The sequence below is a fragment of the Flagellimonas algarum genome, assembly GCF_040513375.1.
GTDB classification, from domain to species: domain Bacteria; phylum Bacteroidota; class Bacteroidia; order Flavobacteriales; family Flavobacteriaceae; genus Flagellimonas_B; species Flagellimonas_B algarum.
Window position 1 is genome coordinate 754526 of the sequence record NZ_JBEVTG010000001.1, and the last position, 11541, is coordinate 766066.

Here is an 11541-nt window from a genome sequence, read left to right on the forward strand (position 1 = left end):
TTATTCTTCTATGGATAGGTAATCCAATCCCAAACTATTGAAACTGTCATTAAAGGCCTTCATTTCCTCATCGACCAAACGATCAAAGTTCGCCAATTGGGTATTGATCTTCTGGGTCATTTCGTTCTTGACCGCCACGTCTTGTTCCGTCGGCGGAAAATCATCGATACTGACCAAACTGTTCAAATGGGCCAATTTATTGGTCAAGCGGATCGGGAAATTCAAAGGGTCTTGATTGCTTCGGTTCTTGGTTTGGTACAAGGCTTTTTCAACTTCGCCAAAACCTTCCTTCATCTTCTTCGCTTTCTCGACCAAATCCTTGACCGCTTCATCGTCTTTATACTGTTTGGTAAAGGCATCCAGTTTCGCATTGATCTTCCTGATTTTCTTGATCGATTGGTGTGCCTTATCGACGGTTTCATTGATGCTGGTGATAAAATCGTATTGTCTCTGCATATCGGCCACTGACACTTCAGCACGCGGGTCGGGTAAAATCTTGAAGTTCTCGGTAGCCATCGAGCCATTCACATTCAATGAAACCTGGTAATCACCCGGTACTGCTTTGGCGCCGTTGAGATTGGCCCACCATAGGATCATTCCCTTGAGGCGCTCAGCACCTTTACCGCGGGTATCCCAGTTGTGGGTATTGCCCCCTTGGTCGACCTTCAAGAGCTTTTTCTTATCCTTGGCCTTGGTACTGAAAGTCGCCAGGGTATCTCCTGAGCGACTCAAATAGGTCAGTTGTACCGTATCGTTTTTCTTATCATAGGCTTTGAGATAGAAATGGGTCAATACCCCCGAGGCATGGTTTTGACCCTCGGTCAAACTAGGCCGATCCTTGGATCGCGCACGCCCTTTGGTTCGATAGGAATCCTTTGGGGCGAACAGCTTCATCGCCGTACCCTTATCGGAAGCGGCCAATTGGTGTAAGACCGTTAGGTCATCAATGACCCAAACACTACGGCCTTGGGTGGCCACCACCAAATTGTTTTGCTTTAGGGCGAGATCCGTAATCGGAACGATCGGCAAGTTCAACTGGAATTTTTCCCAAAGGGCTCCATCGTTGAACGAAATGTACATCCCGGTTTCCGTTCCTGCATACAACAGGCCTTTTCGCTTCGGGTCTTCGCGCAAAACCCGGGTAAAATGCTCCCCTTCGATGCCGTTGGTAATCTTCGACCAAGTCTTTCCGTAATCGGTGGTCTTATAGAGATAAGGTTTGAAATCACCCAATTTATAGCGTGTTCCGGCAACATAACAGGTTCCTTCATCAAAGGCCGATGGTTCGATGCTGTTGATCATCATCCATTCCGGCATGCCTGTCGGGGTGACGTTCTCCCAAGTCTGCCCTCCGTTTTGGGTCACGTGTACGAGACCATCGTCACTTCCTACCCAAAGCAATCCTTCTTTTAAGGGACTTTCTTGGGCCGCGAAAATCGTACAATAGTATTCGACCCCCGTATTGTCTTGGGTGATCGGGCCACCACTACTGACCAATTTATCCGGGTCGTTACGGGTTAGATCATCACTCAACAACTCCCAACTTTGGCCTTCATTGGTACTGCGGTGTACATGGTTGCTAAAGGTGTATAGTTTTTTAGGATCATGCTTGCTGAAGATGATCGGGAAATTCCACTGAAAGCGGTACTTCATGCCTTCGGCACCATAGCCCATCGGATTGTCGGGCCAAACATTGATGCCACGCACCGTGCCCTTATCGTGGTTGACCCGGGTCAGGAATCCGCCGTAGCTTCCTCCATAAACAATGTCGTTATTCGTTGGATCGATCGCGATATGCGCCGATTCACCCCCTGCAGTCGGTTCCCAATCGTCTTCCCCGATTCCGAACCCATCGGAGCGGTGATTGATACGAACCGTACTATTGTCTTGTTGCGCCACATAGATGCGGTATGGAAAAGCGTTGTCGGTAGTCACCCGATAAAACTGGGCCGTAGGTTGGTTGTAATAGGTACTCCAGGTTTCCCCACCATCGTAACTGACTTGGGCCCCACCATCATCCCCGATGATCATCCGCTGGCTGTTCTCGGGGGCGATCCACAGGTCATGGTGGTCGCCATGGGGGGCATTGAAGGTGTTGAAACTTTTACCGCCATCGGTTGATTTATGATAGCGTACATTCAACACATACACGACATCCTCATCTTCGGTGTCGGCATAAACTCGGGTGTAGTACCAAGCCCGTTGTCTCAATTTCCGCTCGCTATTGACCTGGGTCCATTTTTTGCCCCCATCGTCAGAGCGGTATAACCCGCCTTTTTCCTTGTTCTCGACAATGGCAAAAACGCGTTCAGAATTGACCGGTGATACCGAGACCCCGATAATCCCTAAGGTGTCTTTCGGAAAACCTTCGTTTTTTGAAATCTCAGACCAGGTTTCCCCACTATCGGTACTCTTCCAAAGCGCGGACCCATCACCTCCACTACTCAAAGAATACGGGGTACGCTGGGCACGCCATGTTGAAGCGTACAAAATACGGGGGTTGTTCGGATCGAAGGTCAGGTCGACGGCCCCCGATTGATCGTTGACGAACAAGACCTGTTTCCAGCTCTTACCTCCATCGGTACTTTTATAAACCCCACGTTCCTTGGTGGGCTTGTAGATATTGCCCAAAACCGCGGCATACACCGTATTGTAATCGGTAGGGTGCACCCGAATTCGGGGCACGTGGCGGCTTTTTGCCAATCCGGCTTGGTTCCAGGTCTTCCCGCCATCTTCGGTTTTCCAAATCCCATACCCGCTAGAGACATTACCGCGAAGTGTTTTTTCCCCGCCCCCGACATAAATGACGTTGGGGTCGCTTTTGGCTACCTCAACGGCACCGATACTACCCCCGAAATAGCCATCCGAAATGTTCTTCCAGGTCCGCCCCCCATCCAAGGTCTTCCAAACCCCTCCTCCGGTGGCCCCGAAATAGAAAAGGTTGGGCTGCCCGGGTACCCCGGTAACCGCCGCAGAGCGACCACCGCGAAAAGGGCCGACCAAACGGTATTCCAAACTCGAATACAGTTCAGAGGGAACGGTCGGACTTGCTTGTGTTTTTCTTCGTTGTGCGTTTCCGGAAATCGCAAAAAAGGAAGTGGCCAGTAGCAGCATACCGACCCTAGCGAATAGCATTTTCATCTTTAGGTGTTCTTTGAATTAGTCGTTCTCTAAAAGTAGTGAAAATGCAAGACATTGGATCCCTTATTATTTTGTACTTTAAACACTGCAAAATCCTTAAACTGTATGAAAAACACGATCGTCAGTTTGCTTGTTTTGGGCCTTATCATTGGCTGTAAAGAATCCCCTAAGCCCAAGGCGGAAGAAGCAGCTGTAACGGACCCCGAATGGATCAGTTTGTTCGATGGCAGCTCATTGGATGGTTGGCGGGGCTACGGCATGGATAGCTTACCCCCAGGTTGGACCATCAAAGACAGCACCTTGACCTTCGATACCGAACTAGGTCTTGAGCAGGACTATTCCGGAGGAAAGGATATCCTCTACGGTGCTGAGGAATTCGACAATTTCGAACTGTATTTGGAATGGAAGTTGCCAAAAGGTGGCAACAGCGGCATTTTTTATCATGTCAAGGAAGGCTATGAAGGACCGCCTGTAGTGTCACCCGAATACCAACTCATCGATGACGCCAACTATGCCGATATCCATGATTTGACCGCCTACAACAGCCAGTTTGGTGCCGAGCATCCGGAGCAACTCCAAGATTGGCAAAAAACCGGGGCCGATTATGCCATGCACGTGGCCGATGAATCACGAAAGATGTTGCACCCTGTCGGGGAATGGAATTCCACTAAAATCGTCTTTACACCCACTAAAGTCGAACATTGGCTCAATGGGAAAAAGCTCTTGGAATTCGAACCGTGGACCGATGCTTGGTATGCCAAAAAGAATTCCGGGAAATGGGACAACGCCCCCGATTACGGAAAACACAAAACAGGCTTTATCGCCCTTCAAGACCATGCGAGCCCGATTTGGTTCCGCACTATCAAAATCAAGAAATTATAACTGACTGTAATGAACAAAAGAGACTTTCTTAAAAAAAGCGGCATCGGCGTTCTCGGCGCCATGGCCGCACCTTCCTTATTACATGCCACGACCAAAAGCACCAATGGCCGTTTGCGTACCGCCCATATTGGGGTCGGCAACATGGGGGCCGAAGACCTTCGTGATATTTCATCGCACCCAATGGTCGATGTGGTCGCCCTCTGCGATGTCGATGCACTCAATTTATCGGCTGCACGAAAAAAACACCCAACCGCAAGGGTCTTTTTCGATTACAGGGTCATGTTGAATGAAATGAAAGATGATATCGATGCGGTCATCGTTTCAACCCCCGATCATACCCATGCCCCGGCCTCTTTGATGGCCATGGAGCTCGATAAGCATGTGTATTGTCAAAAGCCCTTGACCCATTATGTTTCCGAATCACGGGCCATGAAAAAAATGGCTGCCGAGAAAGGGCTGACCACACAAATGGGCATCCAAGTACATTCGTTCTATGATTATAAATTGGCCACCATGTTGATTCAAGACGGCATCATCGGAAAGGTGCATACCGTACATGCTTGGAGCCCGAAATCGTGGGGTTATAATGGGGCCGTCCCTGAAGGCGAAGACCCGGTTCCCGCACAGTTGGACTGGAACCTTTGGTTGGGCACCTCGGCTCAAAGACCTTTTAAGGAAGGTTATTACCATCCGGGCAATTGGCGTAAGTTGATGGATTATGGCTGCGGCACTTTAGGTGATATGGGGGTACATATTTTCGACACCCCATATAATGCGTTGAACCTCGACGTTCCGATGACCATCAAAAACGAATGTCGCGAGCCCAACGGATTCGGATATCCTGAAAACAATACGGTCACTTACGAGTTTCCAGGAACCGACTTTACCGGTAAGACCCTGAAATGGATCTGGTATGATGGCCCAGGGATGCCCCCTGCCCATGAAGATCTCGTACTGCCTGGAGCCAAGCCGATGGCAACCAAGAAAGCGACCTCCAAAACCGATATTTCGTTGGATGCCAAAGTAGCCGGTGAGGGGCAATTGCCCGAACAAGGAGCCATGTTCGTCGGTACCAAAGGACGTTTACTACTCCCCCATTTCATGCAGTTGCCCAAAAAAATAGTTCGCGGCAAGTACGTCGATATCTCCAAAGAAATCGCAAAGCAACAATTGGGGGAGCCCATTCGCAACTATGCCAGCGAAGGCCCCAAGCATTACCATCAATTCGTAGATGCCTGTTTAGGGAAGGACAAGTGTACGGCGCCTTTTGAGTACGCAGCGCGTTTGACCGAAACCATTTTGTTGGGCGTCATTGCCGGAAGGTTCCCGAACCAAACGTTGCATTGGGATGCACAAACGGCTCGGTTCGCTGAAGAGGAAGCGAATGCGTTTTTAAGTGGTACCTATAGAAATTTCTAAACCATGAGGTATCTCGTTTTTTTAATCTGTATCGGCATGTATTCCTGCCAAATCAAAACGGCCGACCTGGAACCCCGAACGGCAACCGTGAACAAAACTTATATCGATCCTGGTCCGGGCTACTCACAGGCTGTGGTGGTCGAGGCCAACGGGATAAAGACCATCCATATTTCCGGACAAGTAGGTACGGGGGGCAATTTTGAGACGCAGTTCAAAAACGCTTTGGACGGACTTTTCAAAACCCTGGAAAACTCCGGCGCTACTTTTGACGATGTAGTCAAATACAATACTTATATCGTCGATTACCAACCGGCTTATTTGGATACCTTTCGAACGGTGCGAAAAGCGCTATTGGGCGATTCCGATATGCCGGCCAGCACCTTGGTAGGAGTTCAAGCACTAGGACTGCCTGAGTGGAAGGTCGAGATCGAAGCGATCGCGGTACTGCCCGTGGAAGAATAAACACTTCAATCAACTCGTTTGATGCTTCCAAAGATTTTCCAGAAATAAGGGAAGTGCGAGCGGAAGTGCGTTCCGCAGGGAGGAACAAAGCATGGAGCGCCGGCAGGGACCTGGTTTCGGTGCCACCGAAAAATTCCCGGAAAATCGCCCAAGCCTTTTTGGTCCTTTTTTCGGTGCTGGAAAAAAGGGCAAAAGAAACAACTTTTCATTTCTTTTGTTCACGCAACCCTTCGACCTCACTCAGGACATGCATCACGAAACATGGAAAAGGGGAATACATTGTCCCCAAAGACTTTCCAGAAATAAGGGAAGTGCGAGCGGAAGTGCGTTCCGCAGGGAGGAACAATGCATGGAGCGTTGGCAGGGACCTGGTTTCGGTGCCACCGAAAATTTCCCGGAAAATCGCCCAAGCCTTTTTTGGTCCTTTTTTCGGTGCTGGAAAAAAGGGCAAAAGAAACAACTTTTCATTTCTTTTGTTCACGCAACCCTTCGACCTCACTCAGGACATGCATCACGAAACATGGAAAAGGGGAATACTTTGTCCCCAAAGATTTTCCAGAAATAAAGGGCCTGCGAGCGGAAGTGCGTTCCGCAGGGAGGAACAAAGCATGGAGCGCCGGCAGGGACCTGGTTTCGGTGCCACCGAAAAATTCCCGGAAAATCCCCCCAACCATTTTTGGTCCTTTTTTGGGCGTTGAAAAAAAGGACAAAAGAACCAGTATCCTTTCATTTCTTTTGTTCGCGCAAAAGAAACGAAACAAAGAAAAGCGCGCCTTCTCCAAATGAATTTTTTGGCTCCACCAAAAACCGACCTCACTCCCTAAATTTTTTCCAAGGCTTCAAAAATTCTTTACGGAAGCTCGGTCATATTCCGTGGAGAAGGAAACTCCTCAACACTACAATCAACCAGGTTGATTTCGCAAAAGGTTTTCCAGAAATAAGGGAACTGCGAGAGGAAGTGCGTTCCGCAGGGCGGAACAATGCATGGAGCGTCGGCAGGGACCTGGTTTCGGTGCCACCGAAAATTTCCCGGAAAATCGCCCAAGCCTTTTTTGGGCGTTGCACAAAAGGACAAGAAAACGAATTAGATCGAAACGAATTTATACTCCAACAACTGTTCAAACCCCACAAAATCCAAAGCCTTTTGGTGTGTAGACTCCAAAATCACCTGCGGTGCCACACCCGCATCATAGGCCTGTTTCCAACGCGAGACGCAAAGACACCACCGATCCCCAGGCCGCAATCCGGGAAACTGATAGAAGGGTACCGGACTGATCAAATCGTTGCCCTTGGATTTTGAGAATCGCAAAAACTCCTCGGTCATGATCGCACATACCACATGGGTGCCTACGTCATCCGCGCCCGTTTTACAAAATCCATCCCGATAGAAGCCGGTCTTTGGTTCAAAACAACAAGATTGCAATTCGGTTCCCAAAACATTTTTCTCCAAAACGAACTTTTTTACAAATGTATGGGGAATGCGATGTACCTTACCGTTCGATCAAGCAAAATAGCATGGGGAGCTTCTCGAAAAATTCGAAAAAAATACCTGACTGGTTGATACAGGCCCGTGAGAAGTGGGCTTTTAATGGCCAAGAACGGCCTGATTTCGCCACCATTCCAGAAAAAGGACAGGTTTCGGTTTGGGATTTTCCACGCCCTCCGGCTTTGGTCAAGGAATCGCGTACCTTGAAGGTGGCCCATAACGACACGATGATCGCGATGTCGAATCAAGCCTTGGCCGTTCAAGAAACGGCAAGCCCGCCCACCTATTATGTTCCTCCTGAAGATGTCGCCTTGACGAAATTGGTTCAAATGGCAGGTAAAAGTTCGCTCTGCGAGTGGAAGGGTTTGACCGTATACTGGGCCTTACGATCGGAACCCGAAAAAGCTATCGCTTGGTCGTATCCCGATCCGTTTCCTCCCTTTGAGCCCTTGGCGGATCATTTGGCGTTTTACCCGCAATACCTCGCTTGTTATTTGAACGAAGAACCGGTCACTTCACAACCCGGTGGCTTCTATGCGGGTTGGATCACCAAAGAACTGGTCGGACCATTCAAAGGGGAACCGGGTACCGGACATTGGTAAGAACCTCAAACGAGAACAACGATGATGAAACACTTACTTTACTGCTTTCTCGGTCTAATGACCATGGCCAACGCCCAAGATCGTTTGCGAGACCATGGCATCGAAATCGGCGTGCTACACCCTGGCGAATGGAATGCCATAACCGATGTTCCTGGGGTCGAAGTAGGGCAGCTCACCTTAATCGAAGGTGACAGCATCCGTACCGGGGTGACCGCCATCCTGCCACACCGGGGGAACCTCTTTCAAGAAAAAGTTCCGGCAGCCATCCACATCGGTAATGGTTTCGGCAAATTGGCCGGATATACCCAGGTGAAGGAACTAGGGAATTTGGAAACCCCGATCTTATTGACCAATACCTTGAACGTACCCACTGCGGTCAATGCCCTTATAGGATATTGTTTGGCACAAAACGGCAATGAAAACGTCCGTTCCGTGAATGCGGTGGTGGGCGAAACCAATGATGGGTATCTGAATGATATTCGCGGGCAACATCTTACCGAATCCCATATGCTACAGGCAATTCAAAATGCCAAAGGGGGCGTTGTCACCGAAGGGAATGTGGGCGCCGGTACCGGAACCGTCTGCTTTGGATACAAAGGGGGCATCGGCACCGCGTCAAGGGTCTTGCCCAAAACCTCAGGAGGCTATACCGTCGGAGTGTTGGTACAAAGCAACTTCGGTGGAGTGTTGCGCATAGCCGGTGTCGATATCGGCAAACAACTTGGGCAGTATTCCGATAGTTTTCGGTATACCCCGGATGGATCTTGCATGATCGTCGTCATGACCGATGCCCCGTTAGGATCGCGAAATTTGGAACGCCTCGCAAAACGGGCGATGTTGGGGTTGGGCAAAACCGGGGGTATCGCCAGCAATGGCAGTGGTGATTATGTCATCGCGGTGTCAACGGCCGAAGCCTGCCGCATCCCCTATCAAAGCACGAATTCGTTACAGACACGCCAGAACTTACGGAACGGTGCCATGACGCCCTTGTTCTTGGCGGTTATCGAGGCAACGGAAGAAGCCATTTTGAATTCCATGTTTGCCGGAGAGACCATGACAGGGCGCAATGGGCATACCATCAAGGCACTGCCTAAACAAGAAGTGCTTGCCTTACTCAAAAAAGCCGGAAAGCGTTAAGTCTACTGTTGGTCTAAAGCATAAATGGCGAAGGATCCCAACCAATGGCCGCCTTCATAACTATCCCCGACCAAGTTGGGAAAGGAATAGGCCACATGCTCATGGGCCAATGCCCTTAGGTGGCCAAATGTTTCAGGATATTGGCCGGCCAGTCCGAACAGCACCCATGCCCGGCTGAAGTTCAAACCATCAAGATGCACCAATTGACCATCTTCACGATCCCCTACCAAGGCCACCTCCAAATTGAAATCGGTCTGGCCCAGTTGGGGCATAAAACGATTTATCCAATCCAAAAAAACTTGCTCTGGTAAAATTCGTCGCATCAAATCGATTTCTTCAAAACAAGGCGAGAGAAAATCAGCACCGCTGGGTTCCCAATCCAAAGGACAACCCTCATCTTCCCCGTAAAAAACCATGGCCCGTTGTCGAATGACGTCTAACAAGGCGGTATCGTTCAAAGCCACGGCATAATCCCACGCGAATGACAGTCCAAAAGCCGTATTGGTATGGGTGCCGACACGAACCGGATAGACGAGCTTGGGAAGGTAATCGGTCATTTTTTTGGCGATCAATTCGGTCAATGGCTTCAGGTTTTGTTCCAATTCTCGGGCAACGGGATTCTGCCAATGATGTAATTCTTCAGCCAATTTCAGTAGCCATCCCCAGCCGTAGGTCCGTTCGTAATTGCGATTGTGTTTGTTGTCGAAATAGGCGACCTCCCGTTCGATATTTTCTTTGGACAGGTTTTCGGTCAATATCCGTTTGATCCGTTCCGCGCCGTCAAGATCAGGATAACGTTGCAACAATTTCACCATCGACCAATGCCCATGAACCGCTGAATGCCAATCGAAGCAGCCGTAAAAAGATGGGTGCAAGCTTTTTGGGGTGGCCAGGTCCTCATCACTGCCCAAGACCTGCCCCAATTTGTTGGGGAATTCTTGTTGTACGCAATCCAAAGGAAGGGTCGCCAGGTTCTGGGCCTCGGCCTGGGTCAAAACGATAGCAGCGACCTCGGTCGCTACAGGCCCTTGGGATTCGGCAACATTTGAATCTTTAGTCGTTGTCGGCTGACACGCTAGAAAGAGCCCGATTAGGGTTCCAAACACAAGGAAACGGATTGCTTTCATATGAACAGGGTTGATCAAGGATAGGCAATGTAACAAAACCTTCCTATTTTGCACTAACCTAATACAGGCTTCTTTAAATTACTTAGCTTTAAAACACGAACATCAAAAACACTACTCATGGATATTTTTAGCAGGATCAAAGAGAAACTCAGTCATGAATTCATCGATATCGTTGAATGGCTTGATTATACGGATGATACCATAGCCCATCGTTTCGAACGGTATCAAAACGAAATCAAGAACGGGGCGAAGTTGATCGTACGGGAAGGGCAGACCGCCGTGTTCGTCAACGAGGGGCAATTGGCCGACGTTTTCACCCCCGGCACATATGAACTGATTACGAAGAACCTTCCGATCTTGGCCACCTTAAAGGGATGGAAATACGGATTCAACTCCCCTTTCAAAGCAGAGGTCTACTTTGTCAATACCCATCTGTTTACTGATGAAAAATGGGGGACAAAGAACCCGATTACCTTAAGCGATGAACGCTTCGGTTTGGTCGAGATCCGGGCTTTCGGTACCTATGCATTCAAAATTTCGGATGCCGGAAAGTTCATCATCGACATCGTGGGCACCGACAATAATTTTACCAACTTCGAGATCAACGAGCATCTCAAGAGTTTGATCGCTACCCGGTTTACGGATACTGTCGGTGAGGCCAATCTCCCTATAGAACTCTATGCGGCGAATACCACCGAACTGTCCGATACCTGTCAAGAGGTCATGGCCCCTGAATTCGAATCGGTCGGTATATCGTTGGAAAAATTCTATATCGAAAATGTCTCCATGCCCGAAGACCTTAAAAAGGAAATCTTCGAATACAGCCGTATCGATAAGTTGGATCTGGATAAATTGACCAAGTTCAAAACCGCGAAAGCCGTTGAGGCTGCCGCGAAAAACGAGGGCGGAACCGCCGGAGCGGGCATGGGCATGGGCATGGGCTTCGTATTGGCACAGCAAATGGGAGGCCTGATGAACCCACAAGCGGCCCAGGCCGTACCACAGCCCACTGCAGCCGTACCCCCGCCGATGCCGACCCAAGTGCTGTATTATTACGCGGTGAACGGCACCCAGCAAGGACCTGTGGGAATGGACCAGTTGAAGGCCCTTTTTGCCAATCGCACCATCAACAAAGAAAGCTTGGTCTGGAAACAAGGTATGGCGAATTGGAGCGCACTTCAAGAAGTACCCGAACTGCAGTCGTTCTTAGGTGGAAGTACCCCGCCACCCCTACCACAAGCCTAATCGAAATTTTGTGGATCAGAAGTGGTGATGGTTTCCATTG

The 11541-nt window shown here is 49.4% G+C and carries 10 protein-coding genes; 7 read left to right on the forward strand and 3 right to left on the reverse strand.

Annotation, left to right across the window (positions count from 1 at the left end; translation table 11 throughout):
* The gene (locus ABV409_RS03520; RefSeq protein WP_425589995.1) at positions 1 to 3135 is read right to left on the reverse strand and encodes a WD40/YVTN/BNR-like repeat-containing protein; all 3135 of its coding nucleotides are present in this window, start codon (positions 3133 to 3135) and stop codon (positions 1 to 3) included.
* A gap of 111 nt (positions 3136 to 3246) precedes the next feature.
* Here ABV409_RS03520 and ABV409_RS03525 point away from each other — a divergent pair, with 111 nt between their 5' ends.
* Genes ABV409_RS03525 through ABV409_RS03540 form a run of 4 tightly spaced genes read left to right on the forward strand, consistent with a single transcriptional unit; the run spans position 3247 to position 6602 of the window.
* On the forward strand, positions 3247 to 4023 hold the full coding sequence (locus ABV409_RS03525; protein ID WP_353876166.1) for a 3-keto-disaccharide hydrolase: 777 nt from the start codon (positions 3247 to 3249) through the stop codon (positions 4021 to 4023).
* Between the two features lie 9 nt (positions 4024 to 4032).
* A complete protein-coding gene (locus ABV409_RS03530) occupies positions 4033 to 5442 on the forward strand; it encodes a Gfo/Idh/MocA family protein (protein ID WP_353876167.1) in 1410 nt (469 codons plus the stop codon).
* A 3-nt stretch (positions 5443 to 5445) separates the two neighbouring features.
* A complete protein-coding gene (locus tag ABV409_RS03535) occupies positions 5446 to 5904 on the forward strand; it encodes a RidA family protein (protein WP_353876168.1) in 459 nt (152 codons plus the stop codon).
* A 53-nt stretch (positions 5905 to 5957) separates the two neighbouring features.
* Positions 5958 to 6602, forward strand: coding sequence for a hypothetical protein (locus ABV409_RS03540; RefSeq protein WP_353876169.1), 645 nt, complete (start codon positions 5958 to 5960; stop codon positions 6600 to 6602).
* A gap of 386 nt (positions 6603 to 6988) precedes the next feature.
* On the opposite strand, the gene ABV409_RS03545 is transcribed toward ABV409_RS03540, so the two are convergent.
* On the reverse strand, positions 6989 to 7354 hold the full coding sequence (locus ABV409_RS03545) for a DUF2237 family protein (protein ID WP_353876170.1): 366 nt from the start codon (positions 7352 to 7354) through the stop codon (positions 6989 to 6991).
* A 65-nt stretch (positions 7355 to 7419) separates the two neighbouring features.
* Between ABV409_RS03545 and ABV409_RS03550 the strand changes: the two genes are divergently transcribed.
* Together ABV409_RS03550 and ABV409_RS03555 are read left to right on the forward strand one after the other, a co-directional pair.
* The gene (locus ABV409_RS03550; RefSeq protein ID WP_353876171.1) at positions 7420 to 7992 is read left to right on the forward strand and encodes a DUF427 domain-containing protein; all 573 of its coding nucleotides are present in this window, start codon (positions 7420 to 7422) and stop codon (positions 7990 to 7992) included.
* A 21-nt stretch (positions 7993 to 8013) separates the two neighbouring features.
* Complete coding sequence (locus ABV409_RS03555; RefSeq protein WP_353876172.1) at positions 8014 to 9129, forward strand: DmpA family aminopeptidase; 1116 nt, start codon at positions 8014 to 8016, stop codon at positions 9127 to 9129.
* 2 nt (positions 9130 to 9131) lie between these two features.
* On the opposite strand, the gene ABV409_RS03560 is transcribed toward ABV409_RS03555, so the two are convergent.
* Complete coding sequence (locus tag ABV409_RS03560; RefSeq protein ID WP_353876173.1) at positions 9132 to 10256, reverse strand: DUF2891 domain-containing protein; 1125 nt, start codon at positions 10254 to 10256, stop codon at positions 9132 to 9134.
* A 117-nt stretch (positions 10257 to 10373) separates the two neighbouring features.
* On the opposite strand from ABV409_RS03560, the gene ABV409_RS03565 reads away from it, so the two are divergent.
* A complete protein-coding gene (locus tag ABV409_RS03565) occupies positions 10374 to 11501 on the forward strand; it encodes an SPFH domain-containing protein (RefSeq protein WP_353876174.1) in 1128 nt (375 codons plus the stop codon).
* The last annotated feature ends 40 nt before the right edge of the window (positions 11502 to 11541 follow it).

Excerpts from the sequence above, each read along its gene's own strand:
- ABV409_RS03520 (WP_425589995.1), bottom strand. The coding sequence starts at position 3,135 with ATGCTATTCGCTAGGGTCGGTATGCTGCTACTGGCCACTTCCTTTTTT.
- ABV409_RS03525 (WP_353876166.1), top strand. The coding sequence starts at position 3,247 with ATGAAAAACACGATCGTCAGTTTGCTTGTTTTGGGCCTTATCATTGGC.
- ABV409_RS03530 (WP_353876167.1), top strand. The coding sequence starts at position 4,033 with ATGAACAAAAGAGACTTTCTTAAAAAAAGCGGCATCGGCGTTCTCGGC.
- ABV409_RS03535 (WP_353876168.1), top strand. The coding sequence starts at position 5,446 with ATGAGGTATCTCGTTTTTTTAATCTGTATCGGCATGTATTCCTGCCAA.
- ABV409_RS03550 (WP_353876171.1), top strand. The coding sequence starts at position 7,420 with ATGGGGAGCTTCTCGAAAAATTCGAAAAAAATACCTGACTGGTTGATA.
- ABV409_RS03555 (WP_353876172.1), top strand. The coding sequence starts at position 8,014 with ATGATGAAACACTTACTTTACTGCTTTCTCGGTCTAATGACCATGGCC.
- ABV409_RS03560 (WP_353876173.1), bottom strand. The coding sequence starts at position 10,256 with ATGAAAGCAATCCGTTTCCTTGTGTTTGGAACCCTAATCGGGCTCTTT.
- ABV409_RS03565 (WP_353876174.1), top strand. The coding sequence starts at position 10,374 with ATGGATATTTTTAGCAGGATCAAAGAGAAACTCAGTCATGAATTCATC.